Below are 23,558 nucleotides of genomic sequence, written 5' to 3' on the forward strand. Positions count from 1 at the left end.
CGACGAAGGAGAGGACCATGACATTCGCGGCCCTGATGCTGACCCAGCAAGACAAGACCACTCGCGCCGAGCTGACCCGGGCCGATGCCGGGCAATTGCCCGAAGGCTCGGTGACCGTGCGCGTGCAGTACTCCACCCTGAACTACAAGGACGCCCTGGCCATCACCGGCAAGGGGCCCGTGGTGCGCCAGTTTCCGATGGTGCCCGGCATCGATTTCGCCGGCGTCGTCGAGCAATCGGATGATCCGGGCTTCAAGGCCGGCGACGCCGTGCTGCTGAACGGCTGGGGGCTGGGCGAGACCCGCTGGGGCGGCCTGGCCGGCTACGCCCGCGTGCCGGCCGACTGGCTGCAGAAGATTCCCAAGGGCCTGGACGCGCGCCGCGCCATGATACTGGGCACGGCCGGCTACACCGCCATGCTGTGCGTTCGCCGGCTGGAGGCGCTGGGTGTCGCGCCCGGCAGCGGTCCGGTGCTGGTGACGGGCGCCAACGGCGGCGTGGGCAGCACCGCCATCGCGCTGCTGGCGCGGCGCGGCCATGAAGTCACCGCCAGCACCGGCCGCGCCGACGCGCACGAGCGGCTGCGGGCGCTGGGCGCGCACGCCATCGTCGACCGCGCGCAGTTGTCGGCGGCCGGCAAGCCCTTGCAGAAGGAGCACTGGGCCGCCGTGGTGGACAGCGTCGGCAGCCATACGCTGGCCAATGCCTGCGCCGCAACGCGCTACGGCGGCGTGGTCGCGGCGTGCGGGCTGGCGCAGGGCGCGGACCTGCCGGCCACCGTCATGCCGTTCATCCTGCGTGGCGTCACGCTGGCGGGCATCGACAGCGTCTATGCCCCGATGGCCCAGCGGCAGGCCGCCTGGGACGACCTGGCCGCCACCCTGCCCGGGGACCAGATCGACGGCATGGCCGAAGAGATTCCGCTGTCGCGCGCCATCGAGTACGCTGAACCTCTATTGGCTGGACAATTGCCGCATGGCCGGGTGCTGGTGCGGGTGGAGGAGAAATAATGGAACGCCGTCTCGATCGGCTGCGCGACTTCATCGCGGCAGCAACCCGCCTGGCCGATCGGCACGGCGCCGCCGGCATGGCCGGACCCGAGCTGCAAGCCGAACTGGGTAAACTCATCGCGCACGACGACTGGCTGCCCGAGTCCTGCACCGTGCCGCATGCCGAGTACTACCAGCAGTTCCTGCTGCATTGCGATCCGCTGGAACGCTTCAGCCTGGTCAGTTTCGTCTGGGGGCCGGGGCAGTTCACGCCGGTGCACGACCACACGGTCTGGGGCTATGTCGGCATGCTGCGCGGCAGCGAGTACAGCCAGCGGTATCGGGTGCGTGACGGCGCCTGTGTCACCGAAGGCGAACCGGCCGCCTTGCAGCCGGGACAGATCGAAGTGCTGTCGCCCGTCGAAGGCGACGTGCACAAGGTATGGAACGCCTATCCCGACCGCACCTCGATCAGCGTGCACCTGTACGGCGGCAACATCGGCGCCATTGCGCGGCACGTGTACGACCCGGCCTCCGGGCGGGCCAAGCCGTTCGTGTCGGGGTACAGCAGCGTGGTGGTTCCGAATCTGTGGGATCGGTCGGCACAAGTGCGTGCAGGGCTGACCGCCTGAATACCCTGCGCGCAAGGCGCGGGAAGGGTTCATTTCATTTCTGTCTTGACAGAAATTTCTGAAATAACTAAATTGGCGCCATGACACTGACGCCAATCGCAGAACGCTTCATCCTCCACTGGGGCGAAATGGGCTCCCGGTGGGGCGTGAACCGCACCGTCGCGCAGATCCACGCCCTGCTGTTTCTGCTGGGCCGTCCCGTGCCCGCCGACGAGATCACCGACACGCTGGGCGTGGCGCGCTCCAACGTCAGCAACAGCCTGCGCGAACTGCAAAGCTGGAAGCTGGCCCGCGTGGTGCACGTCAAGGACGACCGCCGCGATCACTTCGAGACCTCCACCGATGTCTGGGAGTTGTTCAAGCTGATCGTGGAGGGCCGCCGCCAGCGCGAGATCGACCCCACCCTGGCCATGCTGCGCGACAGCCTGGCCAGCCCCGGGATCGGCCGCGAAGACCGCGAGATGGCGCAACGCATGCGCGACACCCTGGTGTTCCTGGAGACCATGACGGCGTGGTCGGACGAGATGCTGCGCTTGAAACCCGAGACCCTGATGAAGACGCTGGGGCTGGGCGCCAGGATCAGCAAGACGATGCGGCGCTCGAAGGACTGAGCAGCGCGACGGCGGGCGAGGCAGGTCCGCTTTTTTTGAACCCATTATTTCTGTCTATACAGAAATATCTGAAATAAAAGAATCATAGGCGAATCATGAACCGGGCTATCGGAGAGGCTTCGGAGACAGGCACAAGGAGCGGAACCGGCTCGGCGGCGGCCGCCAGCGCATGCGCGCATCAGCGCTTGAACATCCTGGTCTGCGGCGCCAACGGGTTCATCGGCGCCGCACTGTGCAGGGCGCTGGCCCCTCATCGCATCATCAAGGGCGTGCGCCAGCCCCGCGCGGCGGACGAGATCGCCATCGACTACACGGTCGATCTCGATGCCGGCGCCTGGATGGACAGCCTGCAAGGCGTGGACGTCGTCATCAACGCCGTCGGCATCGTCAACGAGCACGGCGCACAGACGTTCGACCGGGTGCAGCGCGAAGCGCCCATCGCGTTGTTCGATGCCTGTGTACGCGCCGGGGTGAAGCGTGTGATTCAAATATCGGCACTGGGCGCGCAGACTGGCGATGCACGGTTTTTGCAGACACGGCGGGCTGCCGATGAACATCTGCAATCGCTGGGAATCCCGCATCACCTCCTGAGGCCTGCCTTGGTCTATGGAACGGAAGGCACCTCCGCGCGGTACTTCCGCACGCTGGCCTCGATGCCTGTTCATCTGCTACCCGCGGGCGGCCACCAGGTGTTGCGGCCTGTGCATATCGATGAACTCGCCGAAGCCGTCGTTCGGCTGCTGGACGGGAACCACGCCGAACCGTCCGTGCTCGACGTGGTCGGGGGAACGGAGGTCGATTACCGCCAGATGCTTGCCACCTACCGCGCGTCGATGGGTTTCGCGCCCGCCTGGCGCATCGGCATCCCGAGCAGGCTGATGGACCTGGGCGCCGCCCTGCTCGAACGCGTGCCGGGCTCGCTGTTCACCCGCGAAACCTGGCGCATGCTGCGCGCCGGCAACACCGCCGACGCCGCCCCCATGGCGGCCGTGCTGGGCCGCGCGCCCGCCGGCATCGAGACTTTCATTCCGCGCCGCGAGGCCCCCGCGCTGCGCCAGCAGGCGCTGGCCGCGTGGCGCCCCGCCCTGCTGCGGGGAGCCTTGGCGATCACATGGCTCTGGACCGCGGTGTGCAGCGCTTTCATCTACCCCCAGGCGGACAGCCTGGCCCTGCTGGCGGGCGTGCCTCTGCATGGCCTGCCGGCGCTGGTCGCGCTGTACGCGGCCTGCGCGCTGGACGCCGCCTTCGGCATCGCCACGCTGTTGCGCCCCGGGCGCCGGCTGTGGGCCGCGCAGGCGGCGCTGATTCTCGGCTATTCGCTGGTCATCGCCGTCGCGCTGCCCGAGTTCCTGTGGCATCCCTTCGCCCCCCTGCTGAAGAACCTGCCGATTCTTGCCTTGCTGATCCTGTTGTTTTCCGAAGAGAGCGAATCATGAACATGTTCCTGACGATGAAGACCCTGCACATCATGTCCTCGGTGCTGCTGGTGGGCACCGGCTTCGGCACGGCGTTCTACCTGTTCTTCGCCAACCGCGCGGGCAACGTGCCCGCCATCGCGGCGGTGTCCCGCCTGGTGGTGCGCGCGGATCTCTGGTTCACCACGCCCGCGGTGATCTTCCAGCCCCTGTCGGGGCTGTGGCTGGCGCACTCGGCGGGATGGCAGTGGAACACGCCGTGGATACTGGCCAGCATCGGGCTGTATCTGCTGGCGGGCGCGTGCTGGCTGCCGGTGGTGTGGCTGCAATACCGGATGGCGCAGATGGCCATGGCCGCGCACGGCAGCAATGCGGTGACCTTGCCGGCGCGGTACTGGCGCTATGCCAAGCTGTGGGAACTGCTGGGCTATCCCGCGTTCGCCGCGATGGTGGCGGTGTATTTCCTGATGGTGTACAAGCCTGACTGGTAAGCCACCTGCCTGGAGCCGATCATGACCGATGTCCAGAACGACGAACCACTGATCATCACCCCGGTGCCGGCCCTGTGCCTGATCCTGCTGAACCTGGAAAAGGACAAGGGCAGCCCGCTGACCGAAACCGAAGTGCTGGAGGCCCGCGACAAGGCTGTCTGCATGATGGTGCCCCAGTCGGTGGCCAAGATCATGGAGGAAAAGCGGGGCTATCGGGACCTGATCCTGGAGGACGTCTGGAACGATTGGCTGGGATTCAAGCAGTGGCTCGCCGACACGGCGCGGGCGGAAGGCGGCTCGGCGTGAGTCCGCGCCCCTGGGCGTGCCGCCCGGGCCGCCCGGGCCGCCCGTCAACGCCCCGGCAGGCGGCCCGTGGCCGAACCGCCTGGTCCGGGCGGGCTACCGTGCGGCGGCGCCGATGCCATCCAGGGCCATGACGGCCTCGGGCGGCAGCGCCAGGCCGGCCGCCGCCACGTTCTGCCTCAGGTGGTCGACGGACGACGTGCCCGGGATCAACAACACGTTCGGCGCCCGCTGCAACAGCCATGCCTGCGCCACCTGCATCGGCGTGGCGCTCAACCGCGCCGCCACGTCGTTCAGGATCGACGATTGCAACGGCGAAAACCCGCCGAGCGGGAAGAACGGGACGTAGGCGATTCCCGCCTGCTCCAGGCTGTCGACCAGGGCATCGTCACCGCGATGCGCCAGGTTGTACATGTTCTGCACGCAGACAATGTCGGCCAGGCCCCGGGCCTGTGCCACCTGGGCAGGCGTGGCGTTGCTCAGGCCCAGATGGCGGATCAGGCCCTTGCGCCGCAGTTCGATCAACGGTGCCAGCAGCGGCTCGATGTCGCCTTCCGCCGGTCCCGCCACATCGAACATCAGACGCAGGTTCACCACGTCCAGGACGTCCAGCCCCAGGTTGCGCAGATTGTCATGCACGGCCGCCGTCAACGCCTCGGGCGACAGCGCCGGATTCCACGAGGCATCCTCGCCGCGCCTGGCCCCCACCTTGGTCACGATGACCAGGTCGTCGCGGTACGGGTGCAGCGCCTCGCGGATGATCTGGTTGGTGACGTGCGGGCCGTAGAAGTCGCTGGTGTCGATGTGGTTGATGCCGCTGTCGATCGCGGCGCGCAACACCGCGATGGCGGCGGCGCGGTCCTTGGGCGGGCCGAAGACGTGCGGGCCGGCCAACTGCATGGCGCCATAGCCCATGCGGGCAACGCTCAGGTCGCCCAGCTTGTAGGTACCGGCGCGGGTGGCTTCAGTCATGCGGAACTCCTGGTGGAAATCGCTGAAAGGCGTTCAGCGCGTCAGGGGTTCATAATATGAACAATCCTTCACATTGAAAATTCGCATATGGACGCGCACGCCGAATCCACGCTGAAGCCCCGCAAACAGCCGCGCCAGGCCCGTTCCCAGGCCACGGTGGATGCCATTTTCGAGGCCACTATTCAGGTTTTGCTGGCGGACGGCCTGCAGAAGCTGACCACGATACGCGTGGCCGACCGCGCCGGCGTGTCGGTGGGTTCGCTGTACCAGTACTACCCGAACAAGCAGGCGCTGCTGTACTCGGTGCTGGAGCGGCATCTGGTCAGGATAGGCGATGCGGTCGAACAGGCCTGCCTGTCCTCGCACGGACAGCCGCTGGCGGACATGGTCAGGGCGGTGGTGCGCGCCTTCGTCCACGCCAAGACGGAACACCTCGAAGAAGGCCGCGCCCTCTATGCCCTGGCGGGCGAACTGGAGACGCGGGAACTGGTGCACCGTGCGCAGCAGCGCCACCGCACGCTGCTGGCCGACATGCTGGCCACGGCCCGGGATGCCGTGCTGGAAGACCTGCCCACGGCAGCCTATATGTTCAGCACCGCCATGACCGGCCCCATCCTGGCGGTGATAGAGGGCAAGGCGCCGGCCAGGCTGGTGCGTGCCTTGCCTCATCACATCGAATCGCTGTGCCTGGGGTATCTGCAGCGCGAAGCCAAGATACGACCGTAGAAACGCATGAATCCGTCGGAAGACATCGAAAGAACAGTGTCACGGGCTCAGCCCTGCCTGCCGCCCACCGTCCGTGCGAAGAAGAACCGCAACATCTCGCCCGTGGCATCCGGCCCCGCCGGATCCGTATAAGAACCGCTGTTCGTGCCGCCAGCCCAGGCGTGCCCCGCGCCATGGATCTCCCAGCGTTCGGCGACAACGTCTCCCGCAGCGTTGCGATAGGTGTGCCGGACACTCTGGCGCAGGCGGTTCGAGCCCGCCACGCGATCGGTCCGGACCTGGGCGGACGAACCGGCGCTGGCCACCGCCACCGCCTGGGCATTGCTGGGATGCACGGTGGCATCGCGGTCGCCGTGGAACACGATCGTCGGCACGCCGCTACCCGTGCGAGCGGGCTCGTTGGCGCCCCCGCCTTTCATCGCGGCCAGCGCCGAGGGCAGGTCCGACGCGACGCCCGGCGCCAGGCCGGAGTGCACGCCGGCCGCGGCATACAGGCCGGGATAGGCGCCAGCCAGGATGGCGGCCATCGCCCCGCCCGCGGACAGGCCGGCCACATAGACACGCTGGGGATCGATGGCGTGCGCTTCCATGACCGAACGCGTCATGCCCGCCAGAATGGCCGGCTCGCCGCGGTCCGCGCGCTGGTGATTGTGCTTGAACCAGTTCCAGCACCTCTGGGGATTGGCCTCCCGCGACTGGATGGGATACAGCACATAGAAGCCCTGAGCCCGCGCAGCATCGTTCATGGCGGTGCCGGCGGCAAAATCGTCGGCATCCTGCGTGCAGCCATGCAGCATGACCACCAGCGGCAAGGACTGGCCGTCCGCGTTGGGCGGCACGTAGAGCTTGTAATGCCGCAGTCCGACCGAGTTGCGGAACGATCCCGCAGTGAACGTATCGCCAGGCTGGCTGGAGGTGCGCACGGGCGCGGCGGCGCTCTCGTCGCGCGCCGCCCCTGCGCTGGACGAGGCGGCGGACGCCGGGATCTCGACGGCCTCGACGTCAATGACGTCGGCGTCCTCGCGGACGTCGCCGGCCGTGGGCGCGAGGCCGCGCAACGCGGCCTGGATCGCGGCCGTGGCGGCGCGCAGATCCCCCGACTGAGTAAGCCGGGCGGCCTGCTGCATGAACTGCTGGAAATCAGGGTGCATGAAATACCTTTTCGGCGAGCGCGTTCAGCGAATGCGAGAACGCAAGGCGGCCTTGACGGCGGCGCTGGCATGCAGGGCGCCCAGGACCGTCAGGGATTCGATGGTGGCGAGCGCCAGTTCCGGCGTGACATCCGGGGCGATCGTCGCCAGCCCCAGCACCCGGATCTGCAGCATCTCGCCTCTTGCCTGCACCGCCAGCAGGTCCTCGGCGCGGTAATGCTGGATGCCCAGGACCAACGTCTTGCGGCTGACGGCCTGGCGTACGGCGTCGCCGTGCGCGGCCAACTGGTTGCGGATAGCGGTGCGGATCAGATCGGTGCGGTTCGCGTAGAAGCCTTCCTGGACCAACAGGTCTATCTGGCCCAGGTCGACGTAACCCAGGTTGATCGTGACCTTCTCATCGGCAGGCTTGGAAGCGGAAGCAAGGGCGGGAGTGGGTGGCGGCATGAAAACATCATAACACCATCCACTTGGATGGTAAGTGGATTATTTTTCCACCATTCATCTTGACCATCCAAAGAAAAAAGCCCGTCTTGCCGACGCCTGGCATGAAGGAATCCCTCCACGGGCCAGACACTGGGCAAAACGGGCTCGTCCATCGCGCCTTCATGGGAAGGCCGAGGCGGTCAGCTGAAGAACTCCTTCACCCGATCCGTCCACGACTTGCTCTGCGGCGAATGACGATCGCCGCCATCATTCAGCGAAGCCTCGAACTGGCGCAGGATCGATTTCTGCTCGTCGCTCAGGCGCACCGGCGTCTCGACCACCACGTGGCAATACAGATCGCCCGGATACCCGGCACGCACGCCGCGAATCCCCTTGCCACGCAACCGGAACGTCTTGCCGGACTGCGTACCCTCGGGAATCTGGATCTCGGCCTTCCCGCCCAGCGTGGGCACCTGCAGGTCGCCGCCCAACGCCGCCGTGGTGAACGGAATCGTCAGTTCGCAATGCAGGTCATCCCCATCGCGCTGGAAGATCTTGTGCTGCTTCAGGTGGATCTCGACGTACAGGTCGCCCGGAGGCCCGCCGTTGATGCCCGGCTCGCCGTTGCCGCTGGAACGGATGCGCATGCCGTCGTCGATGCCGGCGGGAATCTTCACCTGCAGCGTCTTGTTCTTGCGGATGCGGCCCACGCCATCGCAGGCGGGGCACGGATCGGTGATTTCCTTGCCGCTGCCGTGGCAGGTCGGGCAGGTCTGCTGCACGCTGAAGAAACCTTGCTGCATGCGCACGGCGCCCGCGCCATTGCAGGTGCGGCAGGTCTTGGGCGAAGTGCCCGGCTTGGCGCCGGAGCCATGGCAGGTGTCGCAGTTCTCCCAACTGGGCACGCGGATCTCGGTGTCGAAACCGGCCGCGGCCTGCTCCAGCGTGATCTCCAGCGAATACTTCAGGTCGGCGCCGCGATACACCTGCGGACCGCCACCCCGGCGGCCACCGCCGGCAGCGCCGCCGAAGATCTCGCCGAAGATGTCGCCGAACGCATCCGCGAAGCCGCCGCCCATGCCGCCCGCCCCGCCCATGCCCGCGGCATTGGGATCGACGCCGGCATGGCCGTAGCGGTCGTAGGCCGCCCGTTTCTGTTCGTCGCCAAGGATCTCGTAGGCTTCCTTGGCTTCCTTGAACTTCTCCTCGGCGTCCTTGCTGTCCGGATTGCGGTCCGGATGGTATTTCATGGCCAGCTTCCGGTAGGCCTTCTTCAGTTCTTCGTCCGAGGCGTTCTTGGCGACACCAAGAATCTCGTAATAGTCGCGTTTTGCCATATGGTCCGATGGGCTCCGGAAGGAGCGCTATTCCAGGTCCGTCTTAAACGAGCCCGCCCGGTAGGCGGATTTTCCGGCTACCGGGCGGGTGCGTGCGCGGCGCGCCTTACTGGTCGCGCTTGACTTCCTTGAAGTCGGCGTCGACGACATTGTCGTCGGCCGGCTTCGCGTTGTCGGCGGCCTGTTGCGAGGCTGCCTGCTGCGAGGCCTGGGCGTCAGCGTACATCTTTTCGCCCAACTTCTGCGAAGCGGTGGACAGGGCCTCGACCTTGGCGTCGAGCTGGGCCTTGTCGCCGTCCTTCAGCGCGTCTTCGACTTCCTTGATGGCCGCCTCGATGGTTTCCTTCTCGGAGGCCTCCAGCTTGTCGCCGTATTCGGTCAGCGACTTGCGGGTGGCATGCACCAGGGCATCGGCCTGGTTGCGCGTCTGGGCCAGCTCGGCGATGCGGTGGTCTTCTTCCGCATTGGCCTCGGCGTCCTTCACCATGCGCTGGATCTCGTCTTCCGACAGACCCGAGTTGGCCTTGATGGTGATCTTGTTTTCCTTGCCCGTGCCCTTGTCCTTGGCCGACACGTGCAGGATGCCGTTGGCGTCGATGTCGAACGTGACCTCGATCTGCGGCACGCCGCGCGGCGCCGGCGGGATGCCTTCCAGGTTGAACTCGCCCAGGCCCTTGTTGCCGGCGGCGATCTCGCGCTCGCCCTGGAAGACCTTGATGGTCACGGCCGGCTGGTTGTCGTCGGCGGTGGAGAAGGTCTGCGAGAAGCGGGTCGGGATCGTGGTGTTCTTCTGGATCATCTTGGTCATCACGCCGCCCAGGGTCTCGATACCCAGGGACAACGGGGTGACGTCCAGCAGCAGCACGTCCTTGCGGTCGCCCGACAGCACGGAACCCTGGATGGCGGCGCCGGCGGCGACGGCCTCATCGGGGTTGACGTCCTTGCGCGGCTCCTTGCCGAAGAATTCCTTGACCTTGTCCTGCACCTTGGGCATGCGCGTCATGCCGCCGACCAGGATGACGTCGTCGATGTCGGAAACCTTGACGCCGGCGTCCTTGATGGCGATGCGGCACGGCTCGATGGTGCGCTCGATCAGCTCTTCGACCAGGGCTTCCAGCTTGGCGCGGGTGACCTTCAGGTTCAGGTGCTTCGGGCCCGAGGCGTCGGCCGTGATGTACGGCAGGTTGATCTCGGTCTGCTGGCTGGAGGACAGCTCGATCTTGGCCTTTTCGGCGGCTTCCTTCAGGCGCTGCAGGGCCAGCACGTCCTTGGACAGGTCGACGCCCTGTTCCTTCTTGAACTCGCCGATGATGTAGTCGATGATGCGCTGGTCGAAGTCTTCGCCGCCCAGGAAGGTGTCGCCGTTGGTCGACAGCACTTCGAACTGCTTCTCGCCATCGACGTCGGCGATTTCGATGATGGACACGTCGAACGTGCCGCCACCCAGGTCATAGACGGCGATCTTGCGGTCGCCCTTCTCGGTCTTGTCCAGGCCGAACGCCAGCGCGGCGGCGGTGGGTTCGTTGATGATGCGCTTGACTTCCAGGCCGGCGATGCGGCCGGCGTCCTTGGTGGCCTGGCGCTGGCTGTCGTTGAAATAGGCCGGCACCGTGATGACGGCCTCGGTCACTTCCTCGCCCAGGTAGTCCTCGGCGGTCTTCTTCATCTTGCGCAGCACTTCGGCCGACACCTGCGGGGGGGCCATCTTCTTGCCGCGCACTTCGACCCAGGCGTCGCCGTTGTCAGCGCGGGTGATGGTGTAGGGCATCAGGTCGATGTCCTTCTGCACGGCCTTCTCTTCGAACTTGCGGCCGATCAGGCGCTTGACGGCGTACAGGGTGTTGCGCGGGTTGGTGACGGCCTGGCGCTTGGCCGGCGCGCCCACCAGGGTTTCATCGTCCATGTAGGCGATGATGGAAGGCGTCGTGCGGGCGCCTTCGGCGTTTTCGATGATCTTGACCTGACCGCCGTCCAGCACAGCGACGCAGCTGTTGGTCGTGCCCAGGTCGATGCCAATGATTTTGCTCATGGTAGGTTGCCTTGAATGAAATTCTGGAATGCGAAGAGTTGGTAAAAACCCGTCGAAAAACTCGGTCCCAGCCTAACTGGGGTCGCCTGCAGGGTTTTCAAGTGCTGGCGACCCGCCTGCCGCCCCGGCCTGTTGCCGCCTGACCGCCTCCGTGAACCGCGGCAGGCCCGGCCAGCCGGTGATCCGGCCCAGCCGCTTGCCCGCCCGGTACAGCACGAAGGTGGGCACGCCATGCAGGCCGAACCGGCGGCCCAGGGGCTCGTCGGCGTACACGTCGGCCTCGAACCAGGTCAGGCCCAGGGCCAGCAGCGCGTCCTGGTGCAACAATGCCGTCTGCTTGAACAGATTGCAGTTGTAACAGTCCTGGCCCCACAGGAACACGCACCGCAGATCGTCCCCCGGCGCTTGCGCGACGGCAGCGTCGAAGTCGGCATGGCTGACGTGCCGCATGCCGAACAGGTCGAAGACCTGCGAGGGATCGAAGGAGGCGTTGCCCATGGTGGGGATCGCGTTGGCCCGGGTCCGATCAGTTGCCGGCGGCGACCACGACCAGCGCGGGGCGCAGGGTACGGTCGGCGATGGCGTAGCCCTTCTGCAGCAGTTGCACCACCGTATTGGCGGGCTGCTCGGCGGGCACCGACGAAATGGCCTGGTGCTGATGCGGATCGAACTTGTCACCCTGGGCCGGCGCGATGTCCTTGAGCATGTTGCGCTCGAAGGCGGACGACAGCTGCTTCAGGGTCACTTCGACGCCTTCACGCAGGTTTTCGACGGTTTGTTCGGGCTGGGCCAGCGCCGCCTCCAGGCTGTCCTTGACCGGCACCAGGCTTTCGGCGAACGACTCGATGCCGAACTTGCGGGCCTTGGACACGTCTTCCTGGGCTCGGCGGCGCACGTTCTCACCTTCGGCCATGGCGCGCAGGGTCTGTTCCTGGGCCGCCTTCTGGGCTGCCTGGGCGGCGTCGAGCTCGGCGCGCAGCGCGGCGATCTCGGCCTGCAGGGCCTCGACGCTGTCCAGCGCCGGGGCGGCAGCGGCTTCACCGGCTTGCTCAGGGGTGGAATCGACAGGCTCTTGGGGTGCCGTCATGGGGTCCTCCGGAAAGTGTTTCGATGGGGTCGCCCAGCACGATGGGGACGAATGCCCCTGTTTCAAGTCCGGTCTTGAAAGAAAATCGAGGTGGGGTGGCGTATTCCGGGGCAAAAGCGGGGCCGGAGCGCCACCCGGCCGGTCCTGGCGGAATGGCCGTTACTGCTTGCCGGGTTGGGACGGGGCCGCCGGGTCGCTGGCGGGGAAAGTGTCTTCGAGGGCCTCGTCTACCGACTGGTCATGGCCGGTCTTGCGGTCTTCGGGGTCCTTGCCGGTGTCGATCGAGACGGGATCGCTGGCCGGAAAGGTGTCGTCCAGGGCGTCATCCAGCTCGCGCTCGAGCGGATCCTTTTCGCCTGTACGGGGGTGGGATTTCTGCTTGGTCGTCATACGCAGCCTCCTGGTTTAACCTGCGAGAAAGCTCGCGAGCCTGCATTGCGCAGCAAGAAGCATGCCTCGGCCTCTGGGCGCCCGTGCAAACGCCGCCCGGCTCGCCCCGGGGCGGCATGCCGCCGCAGAAGTCTTCCGGCCCCGCTTTACCGGCCCTGGCCCCGCTTTACCGGCCCTGGCCCGGCGCGACCGGCCAGCCTTGCAGGTTCGCGTCGACGATGTCCGTCAGCGCCGCCGTCCAGGCCGGGCTGTCGTTCAGGGCCGGAATGTAGCGGAACTGCTTGCCGCCCGCCTCCAGGAAGGCATGCCGGCATTCCTGGTTGATTTCTTCCAGGGTCTCCAGGCAGTCGGCCACGAACCCCGGGCAGGCCACGTCCACCGACGTGATGCCGCGGCGCGCCAGCTCCTTCAGGGTGGGCTCGGTATACGGCTCGAGCCAGCGCGCCGATCCGAAGCGGCTCTGGAACGTGACTTCCATCTGCCCGGCCGACAGGCCCAGGCGCTCGCGCAGCAATTGCGCCGTCTGCATGCAGTCGCGGTAATACGGGTCGCCCAGCTCGATGGAATAGCGCGGCAGGCCGTGAAAGCTGAGCAGCAGCAGTTGCGGCCGGCCGTTGGCCTGCCAGTGCGACTCGATGCGCTCGGCCAGGGCGCCGATGTAGCCCGGATCGGTATGGAAACGCTTGATGAAGCGCAGCGCCGGCTGGTCGCGCAGCCGCGCGGCATGCGCGCTGACGGCATCGACCGCGGTGGCGGTGGTGCTGGCGGCGTACTGCGGGTACAGCGGCACGGCCAGGATATGTTCGCAGCCACGCTTGCGCAGCGCCGCCACCGCGTCGGGAACCGAGGGGTTGCCATAGCGCATGGCCAGCTCGACCTCGACGTCGCGGCCACGCTCGCGCAGCGCCTGGGCCACACCGTCGGCCTGCTGGCGGCTGTAGACCATCAGCGGCGAACCGCCATCCATCCAGATGCCGCGATAGCGCGGCTCGAGCTTCTTTGGCCGCAGCGTCAGCACCAGGCAGTGCAGGATGGGCTTCCAGAGATAGCGCGGGATCTCGATGACGCGCGGATCGGACAGGAACTCGCGCAGGTACTTGCGGATGTCGCCCCTGGACGGGGTGTCGGGCGTGCCCAGGTTCAGCAGCAGGACGCCGACCCGGCCCGGTCCGGTGATGGGCGGATTCTCGTCGAACAGGTCGACCTGGGCCGGCGCCTCGGGCAGGAATCGCTCGGGCCACAAATACTTGAACAAGCGTAGGAACACACACACCCCCTATGGCGGCTCGCCCGCGGCGCAAGCCGTTTGTCGTGTTGAATGGATTTTTACGGGTGGTTATGGCTCAGTGCGTTGGACAGCAGCCGCGCCGTGATGTCGACGATGGGAATGACCCGCTCGTAGGCCATGCGCGTGGGGCCGATGACCCCCAGCGTGCCCACCACCTTGCCATCGACTCCATACGGCGCGGTGATCACCGAGACCTCTTCGAATGGCACCAGTTGCGAATCGCCGCCGATGTAGATCTGCACGCCCTGCGCGCGGCTGGAGACGTCCAGCAATTGCAGCAGGTCGGTCTTCTGCTCGAAAAGGGAGAACATCTTGCGCAGCCGGTCCATGTCGGACGCGATGTCGGTGACGTCCAGCAGCTTGCGCTCGCCGGAGATGACCACGGCATCGCCATCGTCGGCGGCCTCGGCGCTGGCCTCGACGGCCGCCTGCATCAGCTTGGAGATGTCTTCGCGCAGTTGCGCCAGTTCGGTCGACAGCGTGCGGCGCACCGCGTCGAAGGACTTGCCCGAGAAATGCACATTGAAGAAATTGCCGGCCTCGGTCAGTTCGGCATCGGTGTAGTCGCGCTGGGCGGCCAGGATGCGGTTCTGCACGTCGCCGTCGGGCGTGACGATGATCAGCAGCACCCGGCGCTCGGACAGGCGGATGAACTCGATCTGGCGAAACACCTGCGACCGCTTGGGCGTGAGCACCACGCCGGCGAACTGGCTGAGATTGGACAGCAGCGCGGCCGCGGCGTTGACCGCGCGGGCCGGGTCGGACATGGGCAGCATGTCGCTGACGCTGGGCTGGTGCAACTGGTAGGCGCGCACGGCCAGCAGCGAGTCGACGAACATGCGGTAGCCGCGCGGCGTGGGCACGCGCCCGGCCGAGGTATGGGGGCTGTGGATCAGGCCCTGGTCTTCGAGGTCGGCCATGACGTTGCGGATGGTGGCCGGCGACAGGTCGAAGACTTTGGACAGCGTGCGCGAACCGACAGGCTGCCCGTCGGCGATATAGCGTTCTATCAACGCTTTGAGCAGTGCGCGTGCGCGATCATCCATCCCCCTATTTTAGGGAATCTTTTTGAAACGCGCCGACTTTTGCGCCGGACACGCCGCGACCCGCGGTTTCATTGGCCGGCAAGCCCGGCGGGAAGGCTCCGGAGGGCGTCAGATGCCGTCGCCCAGGGCGCTGGCGACGGCCTGCCGGGCCACGCTGTCCGCAGGCCCCACCACCGCATACAGCACGCCCTGCAGCGACCCGTAGCGCGTCAGCAGCCCGCCGTCGGCCCGCTCCCCCCGGGGCAGCATCCGCAGCGGCGACTCGGGCGGCCGCAGATAGAAGCTCAGCACCTGGCCGTCCGCGTCCTGATACAGGATCATCGCCGCCGCCCCGCTTTCCGTGGCGAACAACCGTCCGCCCACAGGGGTGAATCCGGCGCCGGCCAGATCGGGCAGCCGTGCCGACTTGCCCATGCTGCGGTCCACCCAGGCCTGCAGGGCCGGAACACTCGACGCCGCGACGTCCACCCGGGCGCCGCGATCGGACACCATGAGCTTGTAGGCGGCGATGGCATCGCTCATCGGCAGGGAGACGCGGGCGGTGGCCTGCCAGCCGCGCGCCTGCCACCCCCCCATGGCGCCCAGCGTCAGGCACACGGCCAGGGACGCGGCCAGGGCCAGCCGGGCCCGGACGCGCTGGCCGCGCCGGGCGCGAATGGCCACGGGGTCCAGGGCAGGATTGTCGGGGGGCAGCGGCATGCCTGCCAGCGCCGCACGCAGATCGTGCGTCTGCCGCTGCCACTGCCGCACCTGCGCTGCGCGCTCCGGATCGCCGGCCAGGAACTGTTCGACGGCCCGCCTCGCCGGTTCGTCCAGCAGGCCATCCACATAGGCATGCAGCGTGTCGTCACTGGGGGGCTGGTTCATTTCATCACTCGGAGTAAAGGGGCGGCGCGCTTGCCATTGTCCAGTTGGCGCAAGGCGGCGCGGGCGCGCGACAGGCGCGACATCACCGTGCCGATGGGGATGCCCAGCAGATCGGAGACCTCCTGGTAGCTGTAGCCCTCGACGGCGACCAGCAGCAGCAGGGTGCGCTGCGGTTCGGGAAGATGGCCGAAGGCCTCCAGCGTGCCCCGGACCACGGCCACGTCCTCGGCGGACGGCCAATGCGGCTCCCCGGGTTCGTGCAGGCGGCCCAGCAGCCATGCATAGCGCTTGGCGCTGCGCTGGCTGTCCAGGAAGCGCCGGTACAGGATGGTGAAGAGCCAACTGCGCAGGGCGTCTTCCTCGCGCCGGCTGGCCCAGTGCGACAGGGCGCGCTCCAGCGTCGACTGCACCAGGTCGTCGGCGGCATGGACGTCGCGCGTCAGCCAGAGCGCGAAGCGGCGCAGCCGCGGAATCAGCTCCCGCAGTTGGTCGTCGAGATCGAAGGATGACATGGCCGTCGGATACCCAGGGGGACGCAGCAGGGAGGGTGCGCCATCGGAAGTGTAAGACGCCGCCGCCGCCCGCTTATTCCCTCGCCCGCCAGGAAACTCTGTCTGGAATAAAAGCCGCCGGGCCGCGTCCCACGTCTATTCGACACAGGGCCTGCGGCCCGGGAGTGGATTCACATGGAGCAACCGTCTTCAGGACAAAGCAGCCCGCGCAACGCCATGCGCTGGGTGGCGATCGGCGTGGCGGTGGCGGGCGTGACGGCCGCCTTCGGCTACGTCGGCGGCTGGCTGGCGCCCCAGCGGCTGACACCGGAAAAGGTGGTCGACGCCTTGCAGGCCAATGGTGGCCAGCATCCCGGCTATCGGCGCAATCATGCCAAGGGGGTTTGCGTCAGCGGCTATTTCGAGGGCAACGGCGCGGCCAGCGCCTATTCCAGCGCGCCCTTCTTCCAGGCCACCCGCACGCCCGTGGTCGGCCGCTTCGCCCTGCCAGGCGGCAATCCGTACGCCCCGGACAACAGCGTGCCGATCCGCAGCCTGGCGTTGCGGCTGACCGCGCCCGACGGGCAGCAATGGCGCACCGGCATGAACAGCATGCCCGTCTTTCCGCTTGCGACGCCCCAGGCGTTCTACGAACAGGCGCTGGCCAGCCGCCCCGATCCCAAGACCGGCAAGCCCGACCCCGAAAAACTCAAGGCCTTCGTCGGCGGCCATCCCGAGATGGGCGCGTTCCTGGCCTGGGTGAAGCAGGCCAAGCCCAGCGCCAGCTATGCCACCGAAACGTATTACTCGCTGAATGCGTTCTATCTGGTGAATGCGCAGGGCAGGCGCCAGGCGGTCCGCTGGCGCGTGGAACCGGAACAGGCCGCCGCGCCCGGCAGCGTGGCCACCGCCGGCGACGCGAACGTCCTGCAGGAAGACCTGTCGCGCCGCATCGCCGCCGGCCCGCAACGCTGGAAACTGCTGTTCACCCTGGCGGCCGCCGATGATCCCGTCGACGACGCCACCCGGAGCTGGCCCGCGCAACGCACCACGATCGATGCGGGCGTGCTGGTGCTCGATACCGTCACGGCCCAGGACAGCGGCCCCTGCCGCGACGTCAACTATGACCCGACCGTCCTGCCGCGCGGCATGCAGGCCTCGGCCGATCCGCTGCTGGCCGCCCGTTCGGCCGCCTATGCGGATTCCTACCTGCGGCGCACCAGCGAAGAAGCCGGCATCCCCGGCGCCGCCCGCATGCAATCGGAGAAACGATGATGAAGACGACTTTCAGCCTGCCCGCGCGGCTACTGCACTGGCTCATGGCGGCGATGATCATCGCCATGCTGTTCATCGGCGTGGGGATGACGGCGTCGGTATCGGAACGGCACACGGCGCTGGTCTCCATCCACCTGCCCCTGGGCATCGCGGTATTGGCGCTGGCCTGTATCCGGCTTGCCGTGCGGTGGCGCTCGCCTGCGCCCGCGTTGCCCGGGGACCTGCCGGCCTGGCAGCGGCTGGCCGCGCATGGCTCGCACCTCGCGCTGTACGCATTGATGATCGCCATGCCCCTGATCGGCTGGGCCATGCAGTCGGCGGGCGGCTATCCCATCATGCTGGGCGCGGGCGTGCAATTGCCCGCCATCGCCCCGGCGGATCCGGTGCTGTTCGCCTGGCTGCGCCACGCGCACCGCTGGCTGGCGTACCTGTTCTTCGCGACCTTCGTGGCCCACTTCGCGGCCGCGCTGTACCACGGCCTGATCCGCCGGGACGGCGTGCTGAAGTCGATGGCCGGCAAGTAACGGGAGGAAATCGGGGCCGGGCGCGCCGGTGCCCGCGCAAGGTGGAAGGATGACGCGGCGCCGCCATGGGCCGTGGGGAAATGGGAAGCACGGCGGCCAGGGCGGCGCAAGGGAGACTTTTCTCCTGCGTCCGCCACGAACGGCCCCCTATAATCGTCAGGCGCGCTCGCTTTTCCCATACCAATACATATACAGACCTCCACCATGCATTTTCCCACCGTCGCCCTGATCGGCAGGCACCAGGACAGCGGCCTGGACGGCCCGTTGCGCGCGCTGGCCAACGCCATCACGCAGGCAGGCCGCAAGGTGCTGATCGAGGCGGACACCGCCCAAAACACGCAGGTGCGCGAGTACCCTGTCGCCGACCTGCAGGAAATCGGCCGCAGCGCCTCGCTGGCCGTGGTCATGGGCGGCGACGGCACGGTGCTGGGCGCCGCGCGCCACCTGGCTCCCTATGGCGTGCCGCTGGTCGGCATCAACCATGGCCGGCTCGGCTTCATCACCGACATCCCCGTGCAGGACGCCCACGCCGCGCTCAACCGCGTGCTCGAAGGCAACTACAGCATCGAGGACCGCATGATGCTGCAGGGCAGCGTCTGGCGCGGCGAGCAGCAGATGGTCTCGGCCTCGGCGCTGAACGACGTGGTGCTGAACCGCGCCGGACGCGGCGGCATGATCGAGGTGCGCGTCGAGCTCGACGACGCCTTCATGTATGCGCAGCGCGCCGACGGCCTGATCGTGGCCACGCCCACGGGCTCCACCGCCTACTCGCTGTCGGCCAACGGCCCCCTGCTGCACCCGGGCCTCAATGCCATGGTGCTGGTGCCGGTGGCCCCGCAGACCCTGTCGAACCGGCCCATCGTCATCCCCGACACGGGCGTGCTCAGCATGACCCTGGTGGCCATGGGCCGCGTCGAGGTCGGCGCCAGCGTGCATTTCGACATGCAGACCTGGTCCGACCTGCAGCCCGGTGACCGCATCACCGTGCAGCGCGCCCCGCATACCGTGCGCTTCGTGCACCCCGAGGGCTACAGCTTCTTCTCCACCCTGCGCCGCAAGCTGCATTGGAACTTGATGCCGCAGGCCACCGATAACGTTGAATAGCCACACGCGCCCGCCATGCTGCGCACCCTGCACATCCGAGACTTCGTCATTGTCGAAGAAACCGAGATCCACTTCGGCTCCGGCTTCACCGTGTTCTCCGGCGAGACCGGGGCCGGCAAATCCATCCTGATCGACGCGCTGGCCCTGGCGCTGGGGGAACGCGGCGACGCCAGCATGCTGCGCGAAGGCGCGGCGCGCGCCGACATCACGGCGGTGTTCGACACGCCCAGCCATTTGAAGGAATGGCTGACCGAGCGTGACCTGGACGCAGAGGGCCCCGAGCTGGCCCTGCGCCGCGTCATCGACGCGCAAGGCCGCAGCCGCGCCTACCTGAACGGCACGCCCGTCACCGTGACCCTGCTGCGCGACCTGGGCGAGCACCTGGTCGACATCCACGGCCAGCACGCCCACCAGAGCCTGATGCGCCCCGACGCCCAGCGCGACCTGCTGGACGCCCATGGCGGCCACGTCGAACTGCGGCACAAGGTGGCGCAGGCCTGGAAGCACTGGCGCAATCTGCAGCGCCAGCTGGAAACGGCCGAACAGGATGCCGGCAAGCTGGCCGCCGACCGCGAACGCGTGCAATGGCAGGCCGACGAACTCGACGCCCTGGCCCTCGCGCCCGACGAATGGGACAGCCTGCAGGGCGAGCACACCCGCCTGGCGCATGCCCAGTCGCTGCTGGACGACGCGGGCCAGGTGCTCGAGGCGCTGGACGGCGAGGACGATTCCGCGCGGCACCGCGTCGGCGTGGCGCTGCAGCGCACGCAGCAGATGATGCGGCACGATCCCGCGCTGAAGGGGCTGTGCGACGAACTGGAATCGGCCGAGATCGCCATCGGCGAGGCCGTGTCCGACCTGAACAACTACATCTCCAAGGTCGAACTGGATCCGCAGCGGCTGGCCGACGTCGAGACGCGCATGGGCGCGGTGTTCGAGACGGCCCGCAAGTTCAAGACCACGCCCGAGGAGCTGCCGGCGCTGCGCGACAGCCTGCATGCCCGGCTGGACGAGATGCAGGCCGCGGGCGACATCGAGGCGTTGCGTGCGCAGGCCGGCGTGGCCCAGGCGGCCTACACGGCCGCGGCCGCCAAGCTCACCGCCGCGCGCCAGAAGATCGCGAAGGAACTGGGCAGGGAAGTCAGCCAGGCCATGCAGACGCTGGCCATGCAGGGCGGCACTTTCGTCGCCGCGCTGGCCGAGGCCGCCCCGTCCGCGCAAGGCAGCGAAACGGTCGAGTTCCGCGTGGCCGGCCACGCCGGCACCACGCCGCGTTCGCTGGCCAAGGCGGCGTCGGGCGGTGAACTGTCGCGTATCTCGCTGGCGCTGTCGGTCATCGCCAGCCGCGCCGCGCGCGTCCCCACGCTGATCTTCGACGAAGTCGACAGCGGCGTGGGCGGCGCGGTGGCCGAGGTGGTCGGCAAGCTGCTGCGCGAACTGGGCGAACGCCACCAGGTGCTGTGCGTGACCCACCTGCCGCAGGTCGCGGCCTGCGGCAACACGCAATACCGGGTCAGCAAGAGCGAGTCGAACGGCACCACGCGTTCGCAGATCACCGAGCTGGCCCCCGACGCGCGCATCGAGGAACTGGCGCGCATGCTGGGCGGCGTCACCATCACCGACACCACGCGCAACCACGCGCGCGAGATGTTGGGCGTGTCCGAACCCGTATAAGGACATCAGGCGCTAGGACCGGGCCGCCGGGCGGCCTGGATTGTTCTGTATACAAAATTTGTGCATTATTGTTTAATGCTTTTGTTCCCCTGCCCTTCGCCTTCCTCGACATGACGCCCGAACGCGCTCTTCACGCCGCCCAGCAGATCCTGGCGCGCGCCGACATCCTGGGCCGGCACACCGACATTGCCGGCGAATTGACCTGCACCTACCTGGGCGCCGCGCACCAGGCCGTGGCCGGCCAGTTGGCGGCATGGATGCGCGAGGCAGGCTGCGACAGCGTGCGCATCGACGCCATCGGCAACGTGGTGGGCCGCTACCTGGCGCGTCCCGGCCCGGCGCCCGCCGCCTGCCTGGTCACGGGCAGCCATTACGACACCGTGCGCAATGGCGGCAAGTACGATGGCAGGCTGGGCATCCTCATGGGCATCGGGCTGGTCGCGGACCTGTCCGCGCAGGGGCTGCGCCTGCCCCACGACCTCGAAGTCGTGGCCTTCGCCGACGAAGAGGGCGTGCGCTTCGGCAGCACCTTCCTGGGGTCGTCGGCTTATGCCGGCCATTTCGATGGCGCGCTGATGCAGGCCACCGATGCCGCCGGCACCACGCTTCGGACAGCCATGCAGGACGCCGGCCGCGACCCGGATGGCATCGCGCGGGCCGCCACCGACGCCAGCCGCCTGGCGCATTACTTCGAGATCCACATCGAACAGGGTCCCGTACTGCTGGACCGGGACCTGCCCGTCGGCGTGGTCACCGCGATCGCAGGCAGCGTACGCCGCCGCCTGACGCTGACCGGGCTGGCCGGCCATGCCGGCACCACCCCCATGTCGCTGCGCCGCGATGCCGCCTGCGCGGCGGCCGAGATCGCGCTGTATGTCGAATCGCGCTGCGGACAGGAACCCGGGCTGGTCGGTACGGTAGGGCAATTGGAAGTGCCGGGCGGATCGATCAATGTCATCCCGGGCGCCTGCCGCCTCAGCCTGGACGTGCGCGCCGCCGAGGATGCGGTGCGGGACGCCGCGCTGGCGGACATCGACGCCTGCATCGCGCGGGCCTGCGGTCGCCGCGGCGTGGCCTGGCAATCGGAAGAACTGCTGCGCGCGCCTGCCGTGGCCTGCGATGACGCGGGACGCGCGGCCTGGCGCGAGGCGGTCGCGGCGCAAGGCGTGCCCGCGCATGAATTGCTGTCGGGCGCCGGACACGATGCCATGATGATCGCCAGGATTGCGCCCGTCAGCATGCTGTTCATCCGCTGCGGCGCGGGCGGCATCAGCCATCATCCTCTGGAAACCGTCGAGGCCGCGGATGTCGCCGTGGGCCTGAGCACGGCCCATGCCTTCCTTCTGGCCCAGGGCAAAAGCGCGTAGCGCTACCTCAGCGCCGGCACATACTCGGGCAGCTACCGCGGCGCACGCATGCAGAACGTGTGGCGAGGTAGCGCGCGGCCCATCACGCCATCAGGTCGGCCAGCGTCAGCGCCACGACGCGCGTGGCCCGCGCCAGGTCGTTCAACCTCAGGTTCTCATCCGAATTGTGCCCGCGCGCTTCCATGATGGTTCGCGGCCCCGCGCCATACAGCACCGTCGGAATGCCCGCCTGCATGTAGTGGCGGGCATCGGTGTACAGCGGCACGCCATGCACGGGGATGTCGCAGCCGAGCACCTCGCCGGCGTGCTTGCGCAGGGCATCGATCAGCGCACGCGCGCCCGGCAGTTCCGCCAGCGGGCTGGCCTGCAGCACCGGCCGGATCTCCACCGAGATGCCCGGACGCTGGGCGGCGGCGGCTTCGATGATGCCGCGAAGCTCGGCCTGCGCGTCGTGGCCGGCCTCTTCGGGAATCATGCGGCGATCCAGCCGGAACACCACGCGGTCGGGCACCACGTTGGTATTGATGCCGCCCTGGATCAGGCCCACGGTCAGTCCGGGCGTGTCGATGCCGGGCGTGGCCGAACGCTTCTGGGCCAATTGCCCGCGGAAATCGTACAGCGCGCGCAGGATGTGGGTGGCGGCCTCGAGCGCGTCCACGCCCGTGTGCGGCATGGCGGCATGCGCCTGCCTGCCGCTGACCGTCACTTCGAGATGCAGGCAGCCGTTGTGCGCGGACGTGATGCCATAGGCGAAGCCGGCGGAGATCGCATAGTCGGGGCGACTGATGCCCTGGGACAGCAGCAGCGCCGGGCCGATCTCGCCACCGGTCTCCTCGTCGTAGGTGAAGTGCAGTTCGACCGTGCCGCGCAAGGCGGCCCCCTGGGCCTGCGCATGCAGCAGCGCCAGCACGGCCCAGGTATAGGTGGCGAAGTCGGACTTGGACACCGCCACGCCACGGCCATACATGACGGGGCCGTGTTCCGGATCCTGCTCGATGCGCGCGCCATAGGGATCGTGCCGCCAGCCCTGTCCCGGCGGAACGACGTCGCCATGCGCATTAAGGGCGATGGTGGGACCGCCCGGGCCGAACGGCACGCGCACGACCAGATTGGTCGCCGAGATCATGCCCGCGGCGCGCACCTGTTCGGCGGGCACCGGGTAAGCCTCGACCGGCAGCCCCAGGCCCGACAGCCGCTCGCGCACGTGTTCGGCATGCGGCGCGCAGTCGCCGCCAGGATTGTCGGAAGGCACGCGGACGAGTTCGGACAGGAACGCGACCTGCCTGTCATGCTCGCTGGCCAGGAAGGATTCGATGCGCGCGGGAAGGGAAGAGGACATGGGATGGCGGAGACGGGAGGACCG

At 67.9% G+C, this 23,558-nt stretch carries 25 protein-coding genes; 12 read left to right on the plus strand and 13 right to left on the minus strand.

Annotated features, from left to right (window positions below):
• The first annotated feature begins 17 nt into the window (after positions 1-17).
• The 6 genes from acuI (at position 18) to A6745_RS10495 (ending at position 4,444) form a co-directional block, all read left to right on the plus strand.
• Positions 18-1,010 carry an acrylyl-CoA reductase (NADPH) gene (acuI, locus tag A6745_RS10470; RefSeq protein WP_066126689.1) on the plus strand — a complete coding sequence of 331 codons (993 nt, stop codon included), beginning with the start codon at positions 18-20 and terminating at the stop codon, positions 1,008-1,010.
• Complete coding sequence (locus tag A6745_RS10475; protein ID WP_066126690.1) at positions 1,010-1,621, plus strand: cysteine dioxygenase family protein; 612 nt, start codon at positions 1,010-1,012, stop codon at positions 1,619-1,621. Before acuI ends, A6745_RS10475 begins: the two co-directional genes overlap by 1 nt.
• 80 nt (positions 1,622-1,701) lie before the next feature.
• Positions 1,702-2,232 (plus strand): GbsR/MarR family transcriptional regulator, encoded by a 531-nt coding sequence (locus A6745_RS10480; protein ID WP_066126692.1) that lies wholly within the window; start codon positions 1,702-1,704, stop codon positions 2,230-2,232.
• A 185-nt stretch (positions 2,233-2,417) separates the two neighbouring features.
• A complete protein-coding gene (locus A6745_RS10485; RefSeq protein ID WP_066126694.1) occupies positions 2,418-3,668 on the plus strand; it encodes an SDR family oxidoreductase in 1,251 nt (416 codons plus the stop codon).
• On the plus strand, positions 3,665-4,138 hold the full coding sequence (locus A6745_RS10490; protein WP_066126696.1) for a DUF2269 family protein: 474 nt from the start codon (positions 3,665-3,667) through the stop codon (positions 4,136-4,138). The genes A6745_RS10485 and A6745_RS10490 overlap by 4 nt, the downstream gene beginning before the upstream one ends.
• 21 nt (positions 4,139-4,159) lie before the next feature.
• The gene (locus A6745_RS10495) at positions 4,160-4,444 is read left to right on the plus strand and encodes a hypothetical protein (protein ID WP_066126698.1); all 285 of its coding nucleotides are present in this window, start codon (positions 4,160-4,162) and stop codon (positions 4,442-4,444) included.
• Positions 4,445-4,537: 93 nt separating this feature from the next.
• On the opposite strand, the gene A6745_RS10500 is transcribed toward A6745_RS10495, so the two are convergent.
• Positions 4,538-5,413 (minus strand): aldo/keto reductase family oxidoreductase, encoded by an 876-nt coding sequence (locus A6745_RS10500; RefSeq protein ID WP_066126700.1) that lies wholly within the window; start codon positions 5,411-5,413, stop codon positions 4,538-4,540.
• 87 nt (positions 5,414-5,500) lie between these two features.
• Between A6745_RS10500 and A6745_RS10505 the strand changes: the two genes are divergently transcribed.
• A complete protein-coding gene (locus A6745_RS10505) occupies positions 5,501-6,139 on the plus strand; it encodes a TetR/AcrR family transcriptional regulator (protein WP_066126703.1) in 639 nt (212 codons plus the stop codon).
• 47 nt (positions 6,140-6,186) lie between these two features.
• On the opposite strand, the gene A6745_RS10510 is transcribed toward A6745_RS10505, so the two are convergent.
• The 11 genes from A6745_RS10510 to A6745_RS10560 all read right to left on the minus strand — a co-directional run bounded on the left by A6745_RS10510 (position 6,187) and on the right by A6745_RS10560 (position 16,272).
• Positions 6,187-7,290 carry an extracellular catalytic domain type 1 short-chain-length polyhydroxyalkanoate depolymerase gene (locus A6745_RS10510; protein WP_066126706.1) on the minus strand — a complete coding sequence of 368 codons (1,104 nt, stop codon included), beginning with the start codon at positions 7,288-7,290 and terminating at the stop codon, positions 6,187-6,189.
• Between the two features lie 24 nt (positions 7,291-7,314).
• Positions 7,315-7,737, minus strand: a complete 423-nt coding sequence (locus A6745_RS10515; protein ID WP_066126709.1) for a CopG family transcriptional regulator — start codon at positions 7,735-7,737, stop codon at positions 7,315-7,317.
• 179 nt (positions 7,738-7,916) lie between these two features.
• On the minus strand, positions 7,917-9,053 hold the full coding sequence (gene dnaJ / locus A6745_RS10520) for a molecular chaperone DnaJ (RefSeq protein ID WP_066126710.1): 1,137 nt from the start codon (positions 9,051-9,053) through the stop codon (positions 7,917-7,919).
• Positions 9,054-9,159: 106 nt separating this feature from the next.
• Positions 9,160-11,082: a molecular chaperone DnaK gene (dnaK, locus tag A6745_RS10525; RefSeq protein ID WP_066126714.1), complete on the minus strand. Its 1,923-nt coding sequence runs from the start codon at positions 11,080-11,082 to the stop codon at positions 9,160-9,162.
• Between the two features lie 72 nt (positions 11,083-11,154).
• On the minus strand, positions 11,155-11,580 hold the full coding sequence (locus tag A6745_RS10530) for a thioredoxin family protein (protein ID WP_066126716.1): 426 nt from the start codon (positions 11,578-11,580) through the stop codon (positions 11,155-11,157).
• A gap of 28 nt (positions 11,581-11,608) precedes the next feature.
• Positions 11,609-12,169 carry a nucleotide exchange factor GrpE gene (gene grpE / locus A6745_RS10535; RefSeq protein WP_066126718.1) on the minus strand — a complete coding sequence of 187 codons (561 nt, stop codon included), beginning with the start codon at positions 12,167-12,169 and terminating at the stop codon, positions 11,609-11,611.
• Positions 12,170-12,328: 159 nt separating this feature from the next.
• Entirely contained in the window at positions 12,329-12,559 is a 231-nt protein-coding gene (locus A6745_RS10540; protein ID WP_066126719.1) for a hypothetical protein, read from the minus strand.
• A 166-nt stretch (positions 12,560-12,725) separates the two neighbouring features.
• Positions 12,726-13,826: a ferrochelatase gene (hemH, locus tag A6745_RS10545; RefSeq protein ID WP_066126722.1), complete on the minus strand. Its 1,101-nt coding sequence runs from the start codon at positions 13,824-13,826 to the stop codon at positions 12,726-12,728.
• A 59-nt stretch (positions 13,827-13,885) separates the two neighbouring features.
• Complete coding sequence (gene hrcA, locus A6745_RS10550) at positions 13,886-14,893, minus strand: heat-inducible transcriptional repressor HrcA (protein WP_066126726.1); 1,008 nt, start codon at positions 14,891-14,893, stop codon at positions 13,886-13,888.
• Between the two features lie 108 nt (positions 14,894-15,001).
• Positions 15,002-15,760, minus strand: a complete 759-nt coding sequence (locus tag A6745_RS10555) for an anti-sigma factor family protein (RefSeq protein ID WP_066126729.1) — start codon at positions 15,758-15,760, stop codon at positions 15,002-15,004.
• Positions 15,757-16,272 (minus strand): sigma-70 family RNA polymerase sigma factor, encoded by a 516-nt coding sequence (locus A6745_RS10560; protein ID WP_066126731.1) that lies wholly within the window; start codon positions 16,270-16,272, stop codon positions 15,757-15,759. Before A6745_RS10560 ends, A6745_RS10555 begins: the two co-directional genes overlap by 4 nt.
• Positions 16,273-16,446: 174 nt before the next feature.
• Here A6745_RS10560 and A6745_RS10565 point away from each other — a divergent pair, with 174 nt between their 5' ends.
• The 5 genes from A6745_RS10565 (at position 16,447) to A6745_RS10585 (ending at position 22,195) form a co-directional block, all read left to right on the plus strand.
• The gene (locus A6745_RS10565) at positions 16,447-17,526 is read left to right on the plus strand and encodes a catalase family peroxidase (RefSeq protein WP_066126733.1); all 1,080 of its coding nucleotides are present in this window, start codon (positions 16,447-16,449) and stop codon (positions 17,524-17,526) included.
• Positions 17,523-18,050, plus strand: coding sequence for a cytochrome b (locus tag A6745_RS10570; protein WP_066126735.1), 528 nt, complete (start codon positions 17,523-17,525; stop codon positions 18,048-18,050). The genes A6745_RS10565 and A6745_RS10570 overlap by 4 nt, the downstream gene beginning before the upstream one ends.
• A gap of 204 nt (positions 18,051-18,254) precedes the next feature.
• Positions 18,255-19,154, plus strand: a complete 900-nt coding sequence (locus A6745_RS10575; protein WP_066126737.1) for an NAD kinase — start codon at positions 18,255-18,257, stop codon at positions 19,152-19,154.
• A 15-nt stretch (positions 19,155-19,169) separates the two neighbouring features.
• The gene (recN, locus tag A6745_RS10580) at positions 19,170-20,828 is read left to right on the plus strand and encodes a DNA repair protein RecN (RefSeq protein ID WP_066126739.1); all 1,659 of its coding nucleotides are present in this window, start codon (positions 19,170-19,172) and stop codon (positions 20,826-20,828) included.
• Positions 20,829-20,938: 110 nt separating this feature from the next.
• Complete coding sequence (locus tag A6745_RS10585; protein ID WP_066126743.1) at positions 20,939-22,195, plus strand: allantoate amidohydrolase; 1,257 nt, start codon at positions 20,939-20,941, stop codon at positions 22,193-22,195.
• 82 nt (positions 22,196-22,277) lie between these two features.
• Here the strand turns inward: A6745_RS10585 and A6745_RS10590 are convergent, their stop codons facing one another.
• Complete coding sequence (locus A6745_RS10590; protein ID WP_066126745.1) at positions 22,278-23,534, minus strand: M20/M25/M40 family metallo-hydrolase; 1,257 nt, start codon at positions 23,532-23,534, stop codon at positions 22,278-22,280.
• Positions 23,535-23,558 lie beyond the last annotated feature (24 nt).

It is taken from the genome of Bordetella ansorpii (assembly GCF_900078705.1).
Lineage (GTDB): Bacteria > Pseudomonadota > Gammaproteobacteria > Burkholderiales > Burkholderiaceae_B > Bordetella > Bordetella ansorpii_A.